The 19349-nt window shown below is 70.2% G+C and carries 18 protein-coding genes; 13 read left to right on the top strand and 5 right to left on the bottom strand.

Annotated features, from left to right (window positions below; all coding sequences use genetic code 11):
* Positions 1–64 precede the first annotated feature (64 nt).
* The 11 genes from DB32_RS05940 (at position 65) to DB32_RS05890 (ending at position 12249) form a co-directional block, all read left to right on the top strand.
* Positions 65–802 (top strand): lycopene cyclase domain-containing protein, encoded by a 738-nt coding sequence (locus DB32_RS05940; protein ID WP_053231445.1) that lies wholly within the window; start codon positions 65–67, stop codon positions 800–802.
* On the top strand, positions 799–2112 hold the full coding sequence (locus DB32_RS05935; protein WP_053231444.1) for an inositol-3-phosphate synthase: 1314 nt from the start codon (positions 799–801) through the stop codon (positions 2110–2112). The genes DB32_RS05940 and DB32_RS05935 overlap by 4 nt, the downstream gene beginning before the upstream one ends.
* Before the next feature lie 248 nt (positions 2113–2360).
* Positions 2361–3476, top strand: coding sequence for an SDR family NAD(P)-dependent oxidoreductase (locus tag DB32_RS05930; RefSeq protein ID WP_053238700.1), 1116 nt, complete (start codon positions 2361–2363; stop codon positions 3474–3476).
* Positions 3477–3565: 89 nt separating this feature from the next.
* Complete coding sequence (locus DB32_RS05925; RefSeq protein ID WP_053238699.1) at positions 3566–4633, top strand: SDR family NAD(P)-dependent oxidoreductase; 1068 nt, start codon at positions 3566–3568, stop codon at positions 4631–4633.
* A 108-nt stretch (positions 4634–4741) separates the two neighbouring features.
* On the top strand, positions 4742–6043 hold the full coding sequence (locus DB32_RS05920) for a TIGR04295 family B12-binding domain-containing radical SAM protein (RefSeq protein ID WP_053231443.1): 1302 nt from the start codon (positions 4742–4744) through the stop codon (positions 6041–6043).
* A complete protein-coding gene (locus tag DB32_RS05915; protein ID WP_240481163.1) occupies positions 6040–7161 on the top strand; it encodes a glycosyltransferase family 4 protein in 1122 nt (373 codons plus the stop codon). Before DB32_RS05920 ends, DB32_RS05915 begins: the two co-directional genes overlap by 4 nt.
* Complete coding sequence (locus tag DB32_RS05910) at positions 7152–8273, top strand: CgeB family protein (RefSeq protein WP_053231442.1); 1122 nt, start codon at positions 7152–7154, stop codon at positions 8271–8273. Before DB32_RS05915 ends, DB32_RS05910 begins: the two co-directional genes overlap by 10 nt.
* Entirely contained in the window at positions 8270–9403 is a 1134-nt protein-coding gene (locus DB32_RS05905; RefSeq protein WP_053231441.1) for a CgeB family protein, read from the top strand. Before DB32_RS05910 ends, DB32_RS05905 begins: the two co-directional genes overlap by 4 nt.
* Positions 9400–10503: a CgeB family protein gene (locus DB32_RS05900; protein ID WP_053231440.1), complete on the top strand. Its 1104-nt coding sequence runs from the start codon at positions 9400–9402 to the stop codon at positions 10501–10503. Before DB32_RS05905 ends, DB32_RS05900 begins: the two co-directional genes overlap by 4 nt.
* A gap of 31 nt (positions 10504–10534) precedes the next feature.
* Complete coding sequence (locus tag DB32_RS05895) at positions 10535–11368, top strand: TIGR04290 family methyltransferase (RefSeq protein WP_083458471.1); 834 nt, start codon at positions 10535–10537, stop codon at positions 11366–11368.
* Positions 11365–12249, top strand: coding sequence for a beta-xylosidase (locus DB32_RS05890; protein WP_240481162.1), 885 nt, complete (start codon positions 11365–11367; stop codon positions 12247–12249). The genes DB32_RS05895 and DB32_RS05890 overlap by 4 nt, the downstream gene beginning before the upstream one ends.
* Here the strand turns inward: DB32_RS05890 and DB32_RS05885 are convergent.
* Positions 12240–12911: a GNAT family N-acetyltransferase gene (locus DB32_RS05885; RefSeq protein WP_053231439.1), complete on the bottom strand. Its 672-nt coding sequence runs from the start codon at positions 12909–12911 to the stop codon at positions 12240–12242. The genes DB32_RS05890 and DB32_RS05885 overlap by 10 nt on opposite strands.
* Before the next feature lie 60 nt (positions 12912–12971).
* Complete coding sequence (locus DB32_RS05880; protein ID WP_053238696.1) at positions 12972–13463, bottom strand: PaaI family thioesterase; 492 nt, start codon at positions 13461–13463, stop codon at positions 12972–12974.
* Positions 13464–13558: 95 nt separating this feature from the next.
* Here DB32_RS05880 and DB32_RS05875 point away from each other — a divergent pair, with 95 nt between their 5' ends.
* Positions 13559–14248 (top strand): winged helix-turn-helix transcriptional regulator, encoded by a 690-nt coding sequence (locus DB32_RS05875; protein ID WP_075097458.1) that lies wholly within the window; start codon positions 13559–13561, stop codon positions 14246–14248.
* Positions 14249–14252: 4 nt separating this feature from the next.
* Here the strand turns inward: DB32_RS05875 and DB32_RS05870 are convergent, their stop codons facing one another.
* Positions 14253–15653, bottom strand: a complete 1401-nt coding sequence (locus tag DB32_RS05870) for a sigma-54-dependent transcriptional regulator (RefSeq protein ID WP_053238694.1) — start codon at positions 15651–15653, stop codon at positions 14253–14255.
* Between the two features lie 36 nt (positions 15654–15689).
* Here DB32_RS05870 and DB32_RS05865 point away from each other — a divergent pair, with 36 nt between their 5' ends.
* Positions 15690–17135 carry a sensor histidine kinase gene (locus tag DB32_RS05865; protein ID WP_053231438.1) on the top strand — a complete coding sequence of 482 codons (1446 nt, stop codon included), beginning with the start codon at positions 15690–15692 and terminating at the stop codon, positions 17133–17135.
* Here the strand turns inward: DB32_RS05865 and DB32_RS05860 are convergent, their stop codons facing one another.
* Together DB32_RS05860 and DB32_RS05855 are read right to left on the bottom strand one after the other, a co-directional pair.
* Positions 17136–17717: a universal stress protein gene (locus DB32_RS05860; protein WP_053231437.1), complete on the bottom strand. Its 582-nt coding sequence runs from the start codon at positions 17715–17717 to the stop codon at positions 17136–17138.
* A complete protein-coding gene (locus DB32_RS05855; protein WP_053238693.1) occupies positions 17714–19330 on the bottom strand; it encodes a SulP family inorganic anion transporter in 1617 nt (538 codons plus the stop codon). The genes DB32_RS05860 and DB32_RS05855 overlap by 4 nt, the downstream gene beginning before the upstream one ends.
* Positions 19331–19349: the final 19 nt, after the last annotated feature.

Genomic DNA, 19349 nt, shown 5'->3' with positions numbered 1-19349 from the left:
CGCTCCGTCTCGCCGCAGCTCTCCGAGGAGGGCCAGGAATGCCCCTCCTGCCGGGAGTCGCAGTGTGCGTCACGCGTTCTTGTTCCTCGCGCTCGTGCTCGCGATCCCGGGCGCGCTCGCGTACCTCGTGCGCCGCGATCTGCGCGCGTCGATCCGCTTCGCGGCGCTGCTCTCGCTGCCGTTCGCGCTGACCGAGCCGCTCTTCTATCCGGAGTACTGGCGGCCCGCGTTCCTCTTCGACCTCGCCGACCGCATCGGGTTCGGCATCGAGGACGTGCTCTTCGTGACCGCGCTCGCGGCCGCGTCGGTCGCGTCGTACCCGGTGGTCGCGCGCGCGACGCCGGCACCGATCGGCGAGCTCTCTCGGAGCGCTACCGCCGTGCTCCGGCGCCTGCTCGTCCCCGGCGCCGTCGCCGTCGTGGTGACGAGCGCGCTCGTGATCGCGGGCGTGCCGGCGATCTATGCAGCGTTGATCGCGATGGTCGCCGCGGGCGCGAGCGTCTGGCTCGCTCGTCCCGACCTCATCGTGCCCTCGATCGCAGGCGCACTGATCACGATGGTCGTGTATCAGAGTGCCTGTCTGGCTCTCGCGATCGTCGATCCACACGTTTTCCACAGCGTGTGGAGAACTCGAGAGCTGAGCGCAGTCTTCGTGCTCGGAGTCCCTCTCGAAGAGCTGCTCTACGGCGCAGCGTCCGGGCTCTCGGCGTCCGCGATCGTGCCTTTTGCGCGCGGCGATCGACTCGTTCGTGCGGCGTCGGAACCGGGCACGCAGCGTGCTGCCCACGCCGGCTCACGATGAAGAAACCCGACTCGATCCCGAACGCAGAGGGCAAGCTCGGAGTGCTGCTGCCCGGCATGGGCGCGGTCGCGACCACCTTCGTCGCGGGCACGATGCTCGCGCGGCGCGGGCTCGCAGCGCCGATCGGATCGCTCACGCAGATGGGGACGATCCGGCTCGGGAAACGCACCGATCATCGGGTGCCGACGCTGCAGGAATTCCTGCCGCTCGCGCAGCTCGGCGATCTCGAGTTCGGTGGCTGGGACATCTTCCCGGAGAACGCGCTCGAGACCGCCGAGCACGCGGCCGTGCTCTCGCGCGAGCACCTCGACGCCGTCAAGGACGAGCTCGCGCGCGTCGTGCCGATGCCGGGCGCGTTCGACCCGCGCCACGTGAAGCGCCTGCAGGGAACGCACGTGAAGAAGGCGCGTCACAAGGCGGAGCTCGTCGAGCAGATCCGCCAGGACGTGCGCGAATTCCGCGCTCGCACCGGCGTCTCGCGGTGTGTCGCGATCTGGTGTGGATCGACCGAGGTCCTGCCGACGATCAACGGCGCTCATCAGACGATCGACGGATTCGAGCGCGCGCTGCTCGAGGACGACGCGGCGATCCCCGCGTCGCAGCTCTACGCGTGGGCGCTGATCAAAGAGCGCGTGCCGATCGCGAACGGCGCGCCCAACGCGATGGTCGATTTTCCTGCGGCGGTCGCGCTCGCGCGAGAGTGCGGTGTGCCGATCGCGGGCAAGGACTTCAAGACCGGGCAGACGCTGATGAAGACGATCGTCGCGCCCGGGCTGAAGGCGCGCATGCTCGGCATCCGCGGCTGGTTCTCGACGAACATCCTCGGCAATCGCGACGGCGAGGTGCTCGACGATCCCGACTCGTTCCGCTGCAAGGAAGCGACGAAGCTCGGCGTGCTCGAGGGCGTGCTGGAGCCCGAGCGTCACAAAGCGCTCTACGGCGACCTCTATCACAAGGTCCGAATCGAGTACTACCCGCCGCGAGGCGACGCGAAAGAAGGCTGGGACAACATCGATCTGTTCGGATGGCTCGGATATCCGATGCAGATGAAGGTCGATTTCCTGTGTCGTGACTCGATCCTCGCCGCGCCGCTGGTGCTCGATCTCGCGCTGTTCCTCGATCTCGCGCAGCGCGCTGGGCTCTCCGGAATCCAGGAGTGGCTCGGCTTCTACTTCAAGAGCCCGATGGCTGCGCCGGGCCTGAAGCCCGAGCACGACCTCTTCATCCAGCTGAAGAAGCTGAAGAACACGCTTCGCTGGCTCCGCGGTGAAGAGGTGATCTCGCACCTCGGTCACGAGTACTACGACTGACTCCGCACGTGGCGCGGTGCGCCCGAAACGGGCGCGCGTTGTGGAGGCGAAATGTCACACGCGTGGCGAGCAGGCGGCGAGAGCGGATGTCGAGAACCGGCTAAGTAGAACGATCGCTGTCGCATCGCGCACCCACGGAGTGGCATCACTGTCGCAAACAACACTGGACCTTCCGGAGCGCAGCAGTCCGCGACCCGGCGCATCTCAACGAGCCACTCTGGCTCCCTCACCCTACGGCGGTGTTCGCGATGGGAGAGAACGTCCTCATCACCGGTGGCGCGGGATTCATCGGATCCCACGTCGCCGACGCGCTCCTCGCGAAAGGTCACCGCGTCCGTGTGCTCGACTGCCTCCACCCGCAGGTCCACGGACCTTCCCAGAAGCGGCCGGAGTATCTCTCGCGCGACGTCGAGCTGATCATCGGTGACGTCCGCGATCGCGCCGCGGTCGAGAAGGCCTGTCGCGGAATCGACGTCGTCTATCACTTCGCGGCGCTGGTCGGCGTCGGCCAGAGCATGTATCGAATCGAGGACTACACCTCGGTGAACAACGTCGGGACTTCGGTCCTGATGGAGGTGCTCGCGCAGCGACCTCCTCGGCGCGTGATCGTCGCGTCGAGCATGAGCATCTACGGCGAGGGTCTCTACGAGCGTGTCGACGGATCGATCGTGCCCGGCCAGTCGCGCTCCCTCGCGCAGCTCGAGCGGCGGGACTGGGAGCTCCGCGACGCGCGCGGGAACGTCCTCGTCCCGGTGGCGACCCACGAGGACAAGATTCCTGCGCTCGAGTCGGTCTACGCCCTCTCGAAGTACGACCAGGAGCGAATGAGCCTGATCATCGGGAGGGCCTACGGCATTCCGACGGTCGCGCTCCGCTTCTTCAACGTCTATGGGCCGCGACAGGCGCTCTCGAATCCGTACACGGGCGTGCTCGCGATCTTCTCGTCGCGCCTCTTGAACGACAAGGCGCCGATGATCTTCGAAGATGGAAAGCAGCGCCGCGACTTCGTCAGCGTGCACGACGTCGCACAGGCGTGTGTGCTCGCGATGGAGCGCGAGCAGGCGGTGGACTCCGCGATCAACGTCGGCTCGGGCAACGCGTACACCGTGTCGGAGATCGCGGCGCGCGTCGCCGACGCGGTGGGCAAACGCGTCGACCCCGAGATCACCGGTCAGTACCGCAAGGGCGACATCCGCCACTGCGTCGCGGACATCGCGCTCGCGCGCAAGACGCTCGGATACGAGCCGCGCGTGAGCCTCGAAGCGGGGCTGCGCGAGCTCGCGGGATGGCTCGAGGGAAAGAGCGCGAAGGACGCGGTCCTCGAGGCGAAGGCGGAGCTCTCGGCGCGGGGGCTGACGCTGTGACCGCGAAGAACGGAAACGGGAACGGGAAGTCGCACGGCAACGGGCACGCATCGCGATCGAGCGTGCGTGTCGCGCGGTCGGCGGTGCCGGTGCCCGAGGGCGTGACGGTGATCACCGGAGGCGCCGGGTTCATCGGTGCGAACCTCGCGAACGCGATCGCGGGCGCGGGCGGCGAGGTGGTGCTCTTCGACAACCTCGCGCGCGGCAACGTGCAGCTCAACGCGCAGTGGCTGCGCGAGCAGCACGGACGGCGGGTGTCGCTGGTCGTCGGCGACGTGCGGGACGCGAGCGCCGTACGCCGCGTGATCGCGCGCGCCGATCGTGTGTTCCACTTCGCGGCGCAGGTCGCGGTCACGACGAGCCTCCTCGATCCGATCGCGGACTTCGACGTGAACGCGCGCGGCACGCTGAACGTGCTCGAGGCAGTGCGCGCGCGGGGCAAGGAGATTCCGGTCCTCTTCACGTCGACGAACAAGGTCTACGGCTCGCTCTCCGACGTGCCGCTCGAGCTGCGTGGCAGTCGCTGGATGCCGGTCGACACCGCGCTCTCCTCGACCGGCATCGGCGAGGCGCGCGCGCTCGACTTCCACTCTCCGTATGGCTGCAGCAAGGGCGCCGCGGACCAGATGGTGCTCGACTGGTCGCGCAGCTACGGACTGCCGAGCGTCGTGTTCCGGATGAGCTGCATCTACGGGCCGCGGCAGTTCGGCACCGAAGATCAGGGCTGGGTCGCCCACTTCCTGATCCGCGCGCTGCGCGGCGAGCCGATCGTCCTCTACGGCGACGGCATGCAGGTGCGTGACGTCCTGTTCGTCGACGATCTCGTGAATGCGATGCTCGGCGCGCTCGATCAGCTGGAGCTGGTGCGCGGACAAGCGTTCAACGTGGGCGGCGGGCCCGAGAACACCATCAGCCTGGTCGAGCTGCTCGAGCTGGTGCGCGAGCTCGGCGGCAAGCGCCCCGACGTGAAGCACGCCCCCGTCCGCATCGGCGATCAGCGCTGGTACGTCAGCGATCCGCGCAAGCTCGCGGGTGCGATCGGGTGGCGCCCGCGGACCGACGTCCGACAGGGCGTCGAGCGGCTGTTCGCGTGGCTGCGCGATCCCTCGCGCCGTCAGGCGGCGGTCCACCCCGCGATCGACGGAGTCGCAGAGTAGCGATCCGGCGTCGTTCTTCTCGAGGTTCCTCCCGAGACAGGCATCTTCGATTGCGAAGGTGCCTGTCTTCGAGTCTCTCTCGTCCGACATCCACGCCCGAGGCGTCGAATGAAAGTCGCGCTCGTCAATCCGCCCTGGAGCTTCGAAGGCAGCATCTATTTCGGGTGCCGATCACCGCACCTGCCGCTCGAGCTGGGGTACACGCGAGCGGTCCTCGAGGCCCGCGGGCACCAGGCTCTGCTGGTCGACGGACAGCTCGAGGGGCTCACGCTCGACGCGATGAAGGAGCGCGTCGCCGCGTTCGCGCCGGACGCGACGCTCGTCGTGACCGCGCCGAGCTATTTGTTCTGGCGCTGCGCGCCGCCCGAGCTCGCGATCCCGATGCGCACCGTGCGCGCGCTGCGCGAGGTCGGCGGACGGATGCTCGCCGCCGGTCCGCACTGCTCGACGACGCCTCGCGCGGCGCTGCGCAAGCTCGGCGTGGACGCGGTGATCCTCGGCGAGTGCGAGGAGATCGTGCCCGAGCTGGTCGAGAAGGATCGCGCGCAATGGGGCTCGATTGCGTCGATCGCCCATCGCGTGTCGGGCGACGTCGTCGTGCAGGGCGCGCCACACGCGAGCGACATGAAGTCGCTCCCCGCGCTCACGTGGGATCCCGCGCTCCTCGCGCGACACGCGCACCATCATCACCGCTTCGACCGCGAGCCCGAGAAGCCCGGCGGCGAGCTCGAGGCGTCGCGCGGGTGCCCGTACAAGTGCACGTTCTGCGCGAAGGAGAATTACCGCGACAAATATCGCAAGCGCCCGCTCGACGTGGTGCTCGCGGAGCTCGACGCCATGATCGAGCGCGGCGTCGAGTACGTCTATTTCGTCGACGAGATCTTCCTGCCCGACGAAGCGCTGCTGCGCGGGATCGCGGAGCGCGACGTCGCGTTCGGCGTGCAGCTCCGGGTCGACAACTGGAGCGAGCCGCAGCTCGACCTGCTCGGGATGGCGGGGTGCGTGTCGATCGAGGCCGGTATCGAGAGCATCACGCCCGAGGGGCGCTCGCTGCTGCAGAAGAAGTGCAAGCTCAGCACCGACGAGCTGAGCGCGCTGCTCGTGCACGCGAAGAAGAGCGTCGCGTTCGTGCAGGCCAATCTGCTCGACTCGCGCGCCGATCATGCGGACGACGTGCGCCGTTGGCGCGATCACCTTCGCAGCCACGGAGTCTGGGCGAACGATCCGGTGCCGCTCTTTCCGTATCCCGGTTCGCCCGAGTACGGCATTCGCTGGGGCGCGCCCGACGACGAAGCGTGGGAGCGCGCGGTCGATCACTACCTGAACGAGTTCGGCCGGATGAGCGAGATCCAGGACGCGCAGCCGCGCCGGATCGGCGAGCTCGAGCGGCCGGAGCTCGAGGGCGCATGAACACACGCCCGGAGCGCGTCCTGATGACGGCCGACGCGGTCGGCGGCGTGTGGACGTACGCGCTCGACCTCGCTCGTGCGCTCTCCGCCCGCGCCGTGCGCACCACGCTCGCGGTGATGGGCCCGCCGCCGACGAACGCGCAGCGCGCAGCTGCGGAGAGCATCGTCGATCTCCACGAGGGCGCGTTCGCTCTGGAGTGGGCGCCAGATCCGTGGGCCGACGTCGAGTCCGCGGGCCAGTGGCTGCTGGCGCTCGAGCGCGTGGTCGCGCCCGACGTGGTGCACGTCAATGGATTCTCCCACTGCGCGCTTCGCTTCGAAGCGCCGGTGTTGATGGTCGCGCACTCCTGTGTCTGCACGTGGTGGCGCGCGTGCAAGCGCGAGGCTGCACCGAGCGACTGGGATCGATACCGCGCGGCAGTGCGCGACGGCCTCGCCGGCGCGGACGCGATCGCGGCGCCCACGCGCGCGATGCTCGACGCGTTCCTCGCGGAGCACGATCCCGCGCGCGCGCATCAGCGGCGCGCGCGCGTGATCGCCAACGCGATCGATCCGACGCGCTACGCGCCCGCGGACGCGAAGGAGCCGCTCGTGCTCGCAGCAGGACGCTTGTGGGACGAGGCGAAGAACGTCGCGTCGCTCGATGCGATCGCGGGCGATCTCCCGTGGGACGTGGTGATCGCGGGGAGCGACGTCGGGCCGGACGGAGAGCGCGTGACGTTCCGCGGCGCGACGTCGCTCGGGGTGCTGACACCCGACGAGATCGCGTCGTGGATGTCGCGCGCCGCGATCTACGCCTTGCCCGCGCGATACGAGCCGTTCGGGCTCTCGGCGCTCGAGGCGGCGCTCTCGGGGTGCGCGCTGGTCCTCGGCGACGTGCCCTCGCTGCGCGAGATCTGGGGCGATGCCGCGCGATACGTCGATCCCGACGATCCCGTCGCGCTCCGCATCGCGATCGAGGGCCTGATCGACGCGCCGACGGTGCGCGCGGATCTCGCTCTCCGCGCGCGCCGTCGCGCGCTGGAGCTCGCCCGGCCCGACGTGATGGCCGACTCGTACCTCGACCTCTACTCCGCGCTGCTCACCCGGCGCGCTCGAAGGGCTGCCTCATGCGCATAGCGCTCTTCTGTCACTCACTCCTGTCCGACTGGAACCACGGCAATGCGCACTTCCTGCGCGGCCTCGTGACCGAGCTCGCGTCGCGCGGACACGACGTGAAGGTCTGGGAGCCACACGACGCGTGGAGCCTCGAGAACCTCGTCCGCGATCACGGCGAAGCGCCGCTCGCTGCGGTCGGAGAGGTCTATCCCGCGCTCGACTGCACTCGATACGATCTGCGGGGGCTCGATCTCGACGCCGCGGTCGGGAATGCCGACGTCGTCATCGTCCACGAGTGGAGCGATCACGAGCTGGTGCGACGGCTCGGCGAGGCGAAGGCGCGATTCGGATACACGCTGCTCTTCCACGACACCCACCATCGCTCGGTGACCGAGGTGGAGTCGATGGCGCGATACGATCTGCAGCACTACGACGCCGTGCTCGCGTTCGGCGCGGTGATTCGTGATCTGTATCTGCAGCACAAGTGGGCCAAGCGCGCGTTCGTCTTCCACGAGGCCGCGGATGCGCGGGTGTTCGTGCCGCGCCCCGAGATCGAAAAAGAGCTCGATCTCGTGTGGATCGGAAACTGGGGCGACGACGAGCGCGAAGAAGAGCTGCACGAGTTCCTGCTGGGCCCGGTGAAGCGCCTCGGACTGCGCGCCCGTGTGCACGGAGTGCGTTATCCCGAGCGCGCGCTCGCCGCGCTGCACGACGCAGGCGTGGAGTACGGCGGGTGGCTCCCGAACTACCGCGTGCCCGAGGCGTTCGCGAAGGCGCGGGTCACGGTGCACGTGCCGCGTCGCCCCTATGCCGAGCGGCTGAGGGGGATTCCGACGATCCGCCCGTTCGAGGCGATGGCGTGCGGCATTCCGCTCGTGAGCGCGCCGTGGCGCGACACCGAGGGTCTCTTCCGGCGCGGCCAGGACTTCCTCTTCGCGCAGAACGGCGCGGAGATGTCCGCGCACCTGCAGCGGATCCTCTCCGACTCGGCGCTCGCGGCGTCGCTCGCGCGCGCGGGCCGCGAGCGAGTCCTGTCCCGACACACCTGCGCGCATCGCGCGGACGAGCTCCTCGCCATCGTCGATCGCATCCGGCGCGAGCAGCGGGCGCCCTTGGAGACCCAGCCGGTATGACTGCCTCTCTCGACATCGCCTTCTTCGGATCGAGCATCGTCTCCGCGTACTGGAACGGCGCGGCGACCTACTACCGCGGCATCGTGCGCGCGCTCGCGGCCCGCGGACACCGCGTCACGTTCTACGAGCCCGACGCCTACGATCGCCAGAAGCATCGCGACATCGACGATCCGCCGTGGTGCCGCGTGGTGGTCTATCGCGGCGACGACGAGCGCGACGCGCTGCGACAGCTGACGATCGCGGCGCAGCACGCGGACGTCATCGTGAAGGCGAGCGGCGTCGGCGTGTACGACGCGCTGCTCGAGGCCGGCGTCCCGGAGGTGCGGCGCCCGGGACAGCTCGCGATCTTCTGGGACGTCGACGCGGCGGCGACGCTGGATCGCATCGAGGGCGACACCCGCGATCCGTTCCGCAGCGCGCTGCCGCGCTACGACGCGGTGTTCACCTACGGCGGCGGCGATCCCGTCGTGCGCCGGTATCTCGCGCTCGGCGCGCGCGCTTGTCTGCCGATCTACAACGCGCTCGATCCCGACACGCACTTCCCCGGCACGCCGGACGCGCGCTTCCGCGGTGATCTCGGCCTGCTCGCGAATCGACTGCCCGATCGCGAGCGCCGCATCGAGGAGTTCTTCCTGCGCCCTGCGTCGACGTCCCCCGAGCGCCGGTTCGTCCTCGGCGGCAATGGCTGGGGCGACAAGCACGTGACGCCGAACGTGATCAAGGTCGGCCACGTCTACACCGCGGATCACAACGCGTTCAACGCGTCGTGCCTCGCGGTGCTCAACGTCGCGCGCGACAGCATGGCGAACGTCGGGTTCTCGCCGGCGACGCGCGTGTTCGAAGCGGCGGGCGCGGCCGCGTGCCTGATCACCGACGCGTGGGAGGGCATCGAGCTCTTCCTCGAGCCGGAGCGCGAGGTGCTGGTCGCGAAGGACGGAGACGAGGTCGCGGAGCACGTCCGCCGCCTCGACGAAGCGCGTGCGCGCGCGATCGGCGAGGCCGCGCGCAGGCGCGTGATCGCGCACCACACGTACGCGCAGCGCGCCGAGCAGGTCGAGCGCGCGCTCGTGCAGGGCCTCGCGACCGAGCGCGGAATCGCAGCCCCGGTGAGCTTGGGAGCAGCGACGTGAGCGCGTTCGACTACGTGTTCCTCGGCCTCTCGATCACGAGCTCGTGGGGCAACGGGCATGCGACGACCTATCGCGGGCTGGTGCGCGAGCTCGCGGCGCGCGGTCACCGCGTGCTCTTCCTCGAGCGTGATCTCGACTTCTACGCGGCGAACCGGGACATGCCCGAGCCGCCCTACTGCACGACGCGCCTCTATCGCTCGCTCGAGGAGCTGCGCTCGGCGTATGCGCGCGAAGTGCGCGACGCCGATCTGGTCGTCGTGGGCTCGTACGTCCCGGAGGGGATCGAGGTCGGCCGCTGGGCGACCCGCACCGCGCGCGGCGCGGTCGCGTTCTACGACATCGATACGCCGGTGACGCTGGCGCGACTGGCACGCGGCGAAGAGGAGTATCTGACTCCGTCGCTCATCCCGGAATTCGATCTCTATCTCTCGTTCACCGGCGGGCCGACGCTGCGCGTGCTCGAGAAGCGCTGGGGCGCCAAGCGCGCGGAGGCGCTCCACTGCTCGGTGGATCCCGGTCTGTACGCGCCCGATCCCGATGCCGGAGTCCGCTGGGACATGGGATATCTCGGCACCTACAGCGACGATCGACAGCCGACGCTGGAGCGCCTGCTGCTCGAGCCCGCGCGCCGCTGGCGACAAGGACGCTTCCACGTCGCTGGGCCGCAGTACCCGGATGCGATCCGCTGGCCGGCGAACGTCGGCCGCGAGATCCACCTCGCGCCGCGCGAGCATCGCGCCTACTACAACGCGCAGCGCTTCACGCTGAACGTCACGCGTCGCGACATGATCGAGGCGGGTTTTTCGCCGAGCGTGCGCCTCTTCGAGGCCGCGGCGTGCGCGGTGCCGATCGTCAGCGACGAGTGGCCGGGGCTCGAGACCTTCTTCGTGCCCGGCGAGGAGATCCTCGTCGCACGCAGCACCGAGGAGTCGCTCGCGATCCTGCAGGGGATGGGCGAGGAGCAGCGCCGCCGCATCGGCGAGCGAGCGCGCGACCGCGTGCTCGCGGAGCACACCGCCGCGCACCGCGCCGAGACGGTCGAGCGCCTCACGCGCGAGATCCTCGACGCGCGCGCGCGCACCACGTCCGCGACCGCCTGATCTTCCACGACGAGAGGGGCCGACGATGTCGATGCAGACCGAACGGACGGCGCGACGCGCCCAGAGCGAGGTGTCGCGCGCGGAGGCAGAGCGGCGCATCCGCGAGCTCGGCCCGTGGTTCCACAACATGGAGCTCGCCGGCGTGATGACCGCGCCGGAGCACTTCCTGGGTGACTATCCGCGGGTGAAATTCGCGGGGTTCGCCCACGCGATTCCCGACGATCTCACGGGCCGCAGCGTGCTCGACGTCGGGTGCAACGCGGGGTTCTACAGCTTCGAGATGAAGCGCCGTGGGGCGTCGCGCGTGGTCGGGATCGACAGCGACGATCGATATCTCGCGCAGGCACGGCTCGCTGCCGATCTGACGGGGCTCGACGTCGAGTTCCAGAAGCGCAGCGTCTACGAGGTCGGCGCGATCGGAGAGCGATTCGATCTCGTGATCTTCATGGGCGTGCTCTATCACCTGCGCCACCCGCTGCTCGCGCTCGATCTGTTGCACGAGCACGTCGTCGGCGATCTGCTGCTCTTCCAGAGCCTGCAGCGCGGCAGTGATCAGGTGAAGGATCTCGAGGAGGACTATCCGTTCGTCGAGCGCGAGATCTTCGACGATCCCGGATATCCGAAGATGCACTTCGTCGAGCGGAAGTACTCGCAGGATCCGACGAACTGGTGGATCCCGAACCGTGCGTGCGTGGAGGCGATGCTGCGCAGCACCGGGTTCACGATCGTCGGTCACCCCGAGCCCGAGGTGTACGTGTGCCGCAAGGGGCGGCGAGCGCGCGAGTCGGGCGAGTGGGTGGTGCATCGCAGCGTGCGGGTCCCGGAGCACACGAGCGAGGACGGTTCGCAGGGAGGTGCCGCGTGATCGAAGCGGTGATGATCTGGAACGAGCCCAACAACCTCTCTCACTGGGACTTCCAGATGGATCCGGGCTGGAAGCAATTCGCGATGATGACGAGGATGGCCGCGAGCGCGATCCGCGCCGAGCGCCCCTCGCTGCCCAAGGTGCTGGGCGGCATCTCTCCGATCGATCCGAACTTCATCCGGACGATGGCGAGCGAGGGAGTCGTCGACGCGGTCGACGTCATCGCCGTGCACGGGTTTCCGCTCGACTGGAACCACTGGCAGATCCACGAGTGGCCCGACAAGCTCGCCGAGATCCGCGCGGTCACGGACAAGCGCCTCTGGGTCAGCGAGGTCGGAGTCTCGACGTTCGGTGCCGAGGAAGTGCAGGAGTTCGGGCTCGTGCGCACTGCCGAGCTGCTGCGCGGGAAGGTGGAGCGGATCCACTGGTACTCGCTCTACGATCTGCCGCGCGCGTGGCCCGCGACGACGCGCCATCGCGAGGCGGAAGGGTCGAGCTATTACCGCCACTTCTACATGGGCCTCTTGCGCGAGGACGGCACTCCGAAGCGCGCGCTGAAGCACTTCCACACGCTCACGCCGGACCTCGGGATCTGCCAGTGGTTCCACTTCGAGGATCACCGGCTCGAGCCCGCGGTGAAGTGGCTGAGAGAGCTCGGCGTCAAGCACCTGCGCACCGGTCTCTCGTGGGCGGACTCCCACCGTCCGAATTGGGAGCAGTGGTTCGACAAGCAGATGAAGGCGCTCGAAGGTTTCGAGACGACCATCACGTTCTGCTTCACGCCGGGCTCGCGCGGACAGCGCGACGATCACACCAGCCCGCCGAAGGATCCCGCGGAGTTCGCGGACTTCTGCGCGCGCATGGTGCGGCGCTACGCCTGATCGGCGCGGCGCAGCACGAGATATCGGAAGCGACGGCGCGTGCGGAACCCGAGGCGCTCGTAGAGCGCGATCGCGCGCGCGTTGTCGGCGCGGACGTGGAGGAACGCCGACGCGCCCGCGCCGTGGATGCGCGCGAGCTGCTCGGTGATCAGCCGCGCAGCGAGGCCGCGCCCCGCGTGCGCGGGATCGGTGCAGACCGCGCTGATCTCGATCGTGCCCGGCAGGCGCAGCCGCTGGCCGGCCATGGCGACGAGCCGCCCGCCGACGTCACGAACGCCGAGGAACGTGCCGAGCTCGACGGTGCGCGGACCGAACGGGCCGGGACGCGTCCGCTCGGCCAGCGCGAGCATCGCGGGCACGTCGGACGCGCCCAGGATCTCGACGTCGGAGGCGGGCTCCGGCGCGGGCAGCTCGTGCACCATCTGCACGAGCGGCGCACCGTCGATCTCGACCAGCAGCCTCGGGCGCACGAGCGACCCGGCCGCGAACACGCCGACGATCTCGCCGGGTGAGAGCGCTCGTGCGAGCGCATCGAGCGCGGCTTCGTCGCGCGCGCCGGCGAGCGTCGTCACCGCGGGTGGAAAGCGCGCCGCATCCTCGTGCCGCAGCGCGAGGTGCGACTGCTCCGTCGTGAGCGCGGACCAGGTCGGGTTGTCGAGCATGTCGGCGGACTCTGGAGACGCTCCCGGCGCGTCGCACTCCGGGCGTTGCGACCGAACCGTTCAGGATCGCGCGCGCGGGAAGAGCGCGCACGTGGTGGTGCCGTGGGCGAGCACCCTTCCCTCGCGATCGACGAGCTCGCCGCTCGCCGTCGCGAGCGCGCGCCCGCGGTGCACGATGCGTGCTTCGCACCGCACGCGGCCCGTCTCGACGCCGATCGGCCGCACCAGGTGCACGCCGATCTGCACGGTCCCGTACGCCGTGCCGGCGTCGAGCACGCTCATGACCGCGCTCCCGAGCGCCGAGTCGAGCAGCGTGCACGCGTATCCGCCGTGCACCGAGCCCATCGGGTTCAGCACGTGCTCGCCGGGCGTTCCCTCGAACGCGGCGAAGCCGTGGCGCGCCTCGACGATCACGAAGTCGAGCGTCGCGGAGATCGGCGGCTGCGGGATGCGCCCCGCGACGATCGCCTCGAGCCACGCGAGCCCGCTCAGCCCTTCGTGCGCCGCCGCGCTCGCGCGCGGATCGATCCAGGTCGTGGTGCGAGAGCGCATGTCCTGCATGCGGTCAGACGTGCGTCGCGACGCGGGCACGAACCAGTACGGAATCCGGACCGGTCGCCCGCCGCGCGGCGTCGTACGCTCGCAGCGTGCAGCGATACGGACAGTTCTGCGCGATCGCGCGATCGCTCGAGCTCGTGGGCGAGCGCTGGACCTTGCTCGTCGTGCGCGAGCTCTTGATGGGCAGCCGTCGATTCGGCGAGATCCGCCGAGGAATTCCGCGGATCTCGCGCACGATGCTCAGCGAGCGGCTGCGCGCGCTCACCGACGCGGGTGTGATCGTGCGCGATGGCCCCGACGCGACGCCGAGCTACCGGCTCACGCGCGCGGGCGAGGAGCTCGCGGAGGTGGTGCGCTCGCTCGGCGTGTGGGGACAGCGCTGGGTGCGAGGTCCGCTCGATGCCGACGAGCTCGACGAGGCGCCGCTCCTCTGGGACGTGCAGCGCCGAGTGGACGAGGACGCGCTGCCCGACGAGCCGGTGGTGGTGCGCTTCGAGCTCACCGACGTGCCGGCGCGACGGCGCGTGCACTACCTGCTGCTCCGGCGCGGCGAGGTGAGCCTCTGCGACGACAATCCCGGGCTCGACGTCGAGATCTGCGTGCGCAGCGATCGCCGCACGCTGATCGAGTGGTGGCGCGGCGACCGCGCGTGGCGTCGCGCGCTCGCGTCGGGCGCGCTGACGATCGAGGGACCGCGCGCGCTGGTGCGCGCGTTTCCTTCGTGGTTCCAGCGCTACGCGTTCGCCGACGTCCCGCCGGCGCACGAGGAGCGCGCGTGATCGATCACGTCGGCGGCGCGCCGAGCGGCGGATCGCTCGGACGCCAGCCGTAGCTCTTCAGCTTCGTGTAGAGCGTCTTGCGGTCGACCTTGAGGATCTCCGCGGCACGCGTGCGGTTGCCGCCGACCGCCTCGATCACGCGCAGGATGTAGCGGCGCTCGATCTCGTCGAGCGGCAGGAGCTCGTTGGGATCGTCGGCCGCGACGAGCACGTGCGAGCGCGTGAACGCCTGGATCTTCTCGGGCAGGTCCGCGACCGTGACGTCGTCGTACTCGGCGAGCGCGACCGCGCGCTCCATCGCGTTCATCAGCTCGCGCACGTTGCCCGGCCAGTCGTACGCGAGGAGCTTGCGCGCCGCCTCGGGCGCGATGCCGCGCACCGGCTTGCCGCTGCGCTGCGCGATGCGCTTGAGCGCGTGGTTCGCGATCAGGAGCACGTCGGAGCCACGCTCGCGCAGCGCGGGCAGGCGCACCTGGAGCACGTTGAGGCGGTAGTAGAGATCGTCGCGGAACTCGCCGTCGGCGACGCGCGACTCGAGATCACGATGCGTCGCGCTCACGATGCGCGCGTCGAACGCGACCTCGCGGTCGCTGCCCACCGGCCGCACCGTGTGCTCCTGGAGCGCGCGCAGGAGCTTCGCCTGGAGCGCGAGCGGCATCTCCGCGATCTCGTCGAGGAACAGCGTGCCTCCGCTCGCTTCGACGAAGAGCCCGGCGCGCGGCGCGCGCGCGTCGGTGAACGCGCCCTTGGTGTGCCCGAAGAGCTCGCTCTCGAGCAGCGCCTCGGGCAGCGCCGCGCAATTCACCGCGACGAACGGACCCGCAGCGCGGGGGCTGCGCGCGTGGAGCGCACGCGCGACCAGCTCCTTCCCGGTGCCGGTCTCGCCCGCGATCAGCACCGGCGCCTCCGAGCTCGCGACGCGCTGGATCATCGCGACCACGCGCTGCATCGTCGCGTGCTCACCGATCATCTCCTCGATGCCCGCGGGCGTGACGATGCCCTCGCGCAGCCGTCGCACCTCGGCGCGCAGCGCACGGAGCTCGGCGGCGCGCGTGACGCGGATCGCGAGCTCCTCGAGCTCGAACGGCTTGGGCAGGAAGTCGTGTGCGCCGGCGCGGATCGCGGCGATCGCGGTGTCGAGATCGCCGAACGCGGTGATCAGGATCACCGGGAGCTCGGGACGTCGCGCGACGAGCCGCTCGCATAGCTCGAGGCCGGTCATGCCGCCGAGCCGCACGTCGGACACGACGGCGTCGTAGTCCTCGACCTCGACGGCGGCGAGCGCGTCGTTCGCGCTCCGGACGTGGCGCACGCCGAACCCGCGGCGCCCGAGCTCCTTCACGAGGAGCGCGCCCATCGCCGGATCGTCCTCGACGCACAGCACGCGTGAGTGGCTTGCAGTCATGGGGCCGCCGGGATGGTAACAGTCGGATCCAGTCGCATGCAGATCGCCACCCGTCTCTGGCTCACGCTGCTCGTCACGATGTCCACCGTGCTCGTCGTGGGCGTCATCCTGCGCGTGCAGGAGGAGCAGCGCCTCCTGCTCGAGGTCACGCTCCGCGATCGTCGCTTCTTCGCGCACGCATTGCACGCGGCGATCACGCGCGACCACACCAGCGCCGATCCGCTCGACGAAGCGCGGCGGATGCTCGATCGCGAGGAGGTCGCGGCCGCGCACATCGTCGCGCGCCTCGTCTCGCTCGACGGGCACCCCGGCCTGCGCCCGCCCGCGCTGCCGGCGCGCGAGATCGCGCCGCTCTCGCGCGGAGCGGTGGTCGTGGGCGTGCACGGCGAAGAGGTCCTCACGTACATCCCGCTCGAGCAGACAGGCGGGATCGCGATCGAGCTCGCGGAGCCGCAGGCGGTGAACGAGCTGCTCGAGCGGATCGGGTGGTGGTCGCTGATCATGCAGGCGCTCACGCTGGCGATGCTCGAGGCGCTGGTCACGTGGGGCCTCGTGCGGTGGCTCGTCGGTCGTCCGCTCGGGCGGCTCGCGCTGCTCGCGCGGCGCATCGGCGGCGGAGATCTCGACGCGCGCTCGGAGCTCGCGACGAAGGCCGGCGAGGTCGGGATCCTCGCCGGCGAGATGAACCACATGGCGGAGCGGCTGCAGGACGCGCGCAAGCGCATCGAGGAGGCCGATGCCGAGCGCGTCGCCGCGCTCGAGCAGCTCCGCCATGCCGATCGGCTGCGCACGGTCGGACAGCTCGCGTCGGCGCTCGCGCACGAGCTCGGGACGCCGCTCAACGTCGTGTCGGGATACGCGCGGATCATCGAGCAGGACGATCGGGTGCCCGACGATGCGCGATCGAGCGCGCGCACGGTGCTCGAGCAGGCGAGCCGGATGGCTCGGATCATCCGCGACCTGCTCGACTTCGCGCGACGCAAGAGCACGCAGCCCGCGCCCCACGTCGTCGCGGAGATCGCGCGGCACGCGGCGGACACGCTCGCGCCGCTCGCGCGACGCCAGCGCGCGACGATCGACGTGGAGACGCGCGCGCCCGACGCGAGCGTGCGCGCCGACGCGCAGCAGATCCTCCAGGTGCTCACGAACCTCATCAACAACGCGCTGCAGGCGATGCCCGAGGGCGGGCGCGTCCACCTCGTCGTCGACCAGCGCGACGCCACGCCTCCCGAGGGTGTGCACGCGAAGGGCGGACGGTACGTGTCGGTCGCGGTCGTGGACACCGGCACCGGCATCGCGCCCGAGGACCTGCCGCACCTGTTCGAGCCGTTCTTCACGCGCAAGGGCGAAGGCGAAGGCACGGGGATCGGGCTGCCGGTCGTCGAGGGCATCGTGCGCGAGCACGGCGGATGGATCGCGGTCGAGAGCGAGCCGGGGCGTGGGAGCAAATTCGAGGTGTTCCTGCCGCGCTACGAGCGCTGATCAGTGGACGACGCGGCCGAGGCCATCGGACGCGTCCGGCGCGTCGAGGCGCCGAGGCAGGCCGGCCCCGAGAGGACGGTGATCGACGCACCACGGCCAGGTGACGTCGGGCGTGCGGCGGATCGCTTCGCACGCGACGCAGCGCCGGGCCACGAGCCCGCGCGCGTCGAGCTCGAGGTGATCGCCCGCGACGAGCACCGAGAACGGCGCGTACGGATCGTCGACGACCTGCGCGGACACGCCGCGCGCGACGCGAGGCTGCGGGCGCGCGCCGAGCACGATCGTGTCGGCGCCGAGGTCGAACGCGAGCCGCCGCAGCTCGGGACGCACGCGGCCGGCGCGGACGTGGGCCCAGGTCGGGCGGCTCGGCGCGCGCGCGCCCATCTGCGCGACGACGTCGGCGATCGCCTCGGGCACGGCGTGGAGCAGCGCCTCGTCGCGAGCGAGCTCGGGCGGGAGCACGTGAACGACGTGCACCTGCGACGCGCATCCCTTGCGCAGCATCGCGAGCGCGTGTCCCAGCGCGCGCGCCGACGCGGCGCGGAAGTCGATGCCGACGACGAGCGAGCTCTGGCTGGTCATGCGACCTCCAGCGCCTTCTTCCGTGCCGCGAGCGGATGCTCGGAGAGCCCTCGGTGCGCGTCGAGCCCGATCACCTCGAGCTGCCGCCCGACGAGGTTCCACTCGTCCATCAGCTCGTGCAGGCGCTCCATCACCGTGTGATCGACGATGTGCGTGCCCGAGAGATCGATCACGACCGAGCGCTGCGCCGGGACCTGCGCGAGGTGCCGCTTGATCGTGAGGAAGTTCGAGAAGACCGCGGCCTGGGCGATGCGCAACGTCGTGACCTCGCCGTCCTCGATCACCTCGACGTGAGGGCGGAGCACGTTCCGCAGCGGCATCCCGTTGCGCCAGTGCAGCGCGGTCTTCACGAGGATGCCGGCGAGCACGCCGACCAGCAGATCGGTGGCGAGCGTGACCAGCAGCGTCGCGCCGAAGATGACCATCTGCTCGCGCCCGATGCGCCACGTCCTCGCGAGCTCCTGCGGCGAGGCGAGACGCAGGCCGGTGTAGACGAGCATCGCGGCGAGCGCGGCGAGCGGGATCCGCTGCAGCAGCCACGGCGCGACGGACACGAAGAGCAGCAGGAACACGCCGTGCGAGAAGTTCGCGAGGCGGGTGCGCGCTCCGTTGTTCACGTTCGCCGAGCTGCGGACGATCTCGGAGATCATCGGCAGCCCGCCGATCATCCCCGCGATCACGTTGCCGATGCCGGTCGCGAGCAGGTCGCGATCGAGATCGCTCCGGCGCTTCAGCGGGTCGAGCGAGTCGACCGCCTTCGCGCTGAGCAGCGACTCGATCGAGCCGACGAGCGCGAACATCACGACGTAGCGGATCGACGTCGCGTCGAACGCGCTCGAGAAGTCGGGGAGCGTGATCGCGGAGAGGAGGCTCCCGGGCAGGCGCACGAGGAAGCTCGGGCCGACCACGTAGTCGTGCGACGCGACGTGGTAGTGGTGCTCGTGCCCGAGGTCGAAGTACGAGGCGAGCGACATCGCGAGCACGACGACGACGAGCGGCGGCGGGATCTTCTTCGTCCACGACCACGGCAGCATCGGCATGCCGAAGAGCACGATCAGCGAGAGCGTCCCGATCACGACGATCTCGGGGTTCATCGACGCGATGCTCGCGGGGATGCGCGCGAGGAGCTCGAGCGGCTCACCGCTCACGCCGGGCACGCCGAGCATGACGTGGACCTGCTTCGCGATGATGATCACGCCGATCGCGGCGAGCATCCCGTGCACGACCGACGACGGGAAGAGATCGCCGAGCGCGCCGGCGCGGACGAGCGAGAAGACGACTTGGATGACGCCCGCGATGACGATCGTCGCGAGCGCGCGGCGGTAGCCGAGGATCGGATCGCCGCCGCCGAGGTCCTGCACGGCGCCGAGCGCGATCACGATGAGGCCCGCGGCCGGACCTTTGATCGTCAGCGGCGCGCTGCCGAAGAACGTCGCGACGACGCCTCCGACGATCGCGGTGAGGATCCCCGCGACCGGCGGGAACCCGCTCGCCATCGAGATGCCGAGGCACAGCGGTAACGCGATCAAGAAGACGAGGAAGCCGGAGACGACGTCCGCGCGCCACGTCTCGCGAAGCCCTGCGAGCCCTTCGGCGGGTGCTCTCGTGTGCATGCGACGCGGCGCCGAGCAG

Source organism: Sandaracinus amylolyticus (assembly GCF_000737325.1).
GTDB classification, from domain to species: domain Bacteria; phylum Myxococcota_A; class Polyangia; order Polyangiales; family Sandaracinaceae; genus Sandaracinus; species Sandaracinus amylolyticus.
The sequence above is the reverse complement of the archived record's forward strand: the minus strand, read 5'-3'. Positions and strand labels throughout refer to the sequence as shown.

What these genes read in the sequence shown, in the direction of transcription:
- DB32_RS05935 (WP_053231444.1), top strand. Translation starts at nt 799, where the DNA reads ATGAAGAAACCCGACTCGATCCCGAACGCAGAGGGCAAGCTCGGAGTG.
- DB32_RS05930 (WP_053238700.1), top strand. Translation starts at nt 2,361, where the DNA reads ATGGGAGAGAACGTCCTCATCACCGGTGGCGCGGGATTCATCGGATCC.
- DB32_RS05920 (WP_053231443.1), top strand. Translation starts at nt 4,742, where the DNA reads ATGAAAGTCGCGCTCGTCAATCCGCCCTGGAGCTTCGAAGGCAGCATC.
- DB32_RS05915 (WP_240481163.1), top strand. Translation starts at nt 6,040, where the DNA reads ATGAACACACGCCCGGAGCGCGTCCTGATGACGGCCGACGCGGTCGGC.
- DB32_RS05910 (WP_053231442.1), top strand. Translation starts at nt 7,152, where the DNA reads ATGCGCATAGCGCTCTTCTGTCACTCACTCCTGTCCGACTGGAACCAC.
- DB32_RS05905 (WP_053231441.1), top strand. Translation starts at nt 8,270, where the DNA reads ATGACTGCCTCTCTCGACATCGCCTTCTTCGGATCGAGCATCGTCTCC.
- DB32_RS05895 (WP_083458471.1), top strand. Translation starts at nt 10,535, where the DNA reads ATGCAGACCGAACGGACGGCGCGACGCGCCCAGAGCGAGGTGTCGCGC.
- DB32_RS05885 (WP_053231439.1), bottom strand. Translation starts at nt 12,911, where the DNA reads ATGCTCGACAACCCGACCTGGTCCGCGCTCACGACGGAGCAGTCGCAC.
- DB32_RS05880 (WP_053238696.1), bottom strand. Translation starts at nt 13,463, where the DNA reads ATGCGCTCTCGCACCACGACCTGGATCGATCCGCGCGCGAGCGCGGCG.
- DB32_RS05870 (WP_053238694.1), bottom strand. Translation starts at nt 15,653, where the DNA reads ATGACTGCAAGCCACTCACGCGTGCTGTGCGTCGAGGACGATCCGGCG.
- DB32_RS05865 (WP_053231438.1), top strand. Translation starts at nt 15,690, where the DNA reads ATGCAGATCGCCACCCGTCTCTGGCTCACGCTGCTCGTCACGATGTCC.
- DB32_RS05860 (WP_053231437.1), bottom strand. Translation starts at nt 17,717, where the DNA reads ATGACCAGCCAGAGCTCGCTCGTCGTCGGCATCGACTTCCGCGCCGCG.
- DB32_RS05855 (WP_053238693.1), bottom strand. Translation starts at nt 19,330, where the DNA reads ATGCACACGAGAGCACCCGCCGAAGGGCTCGCAGGGCTTCGCGAGACG.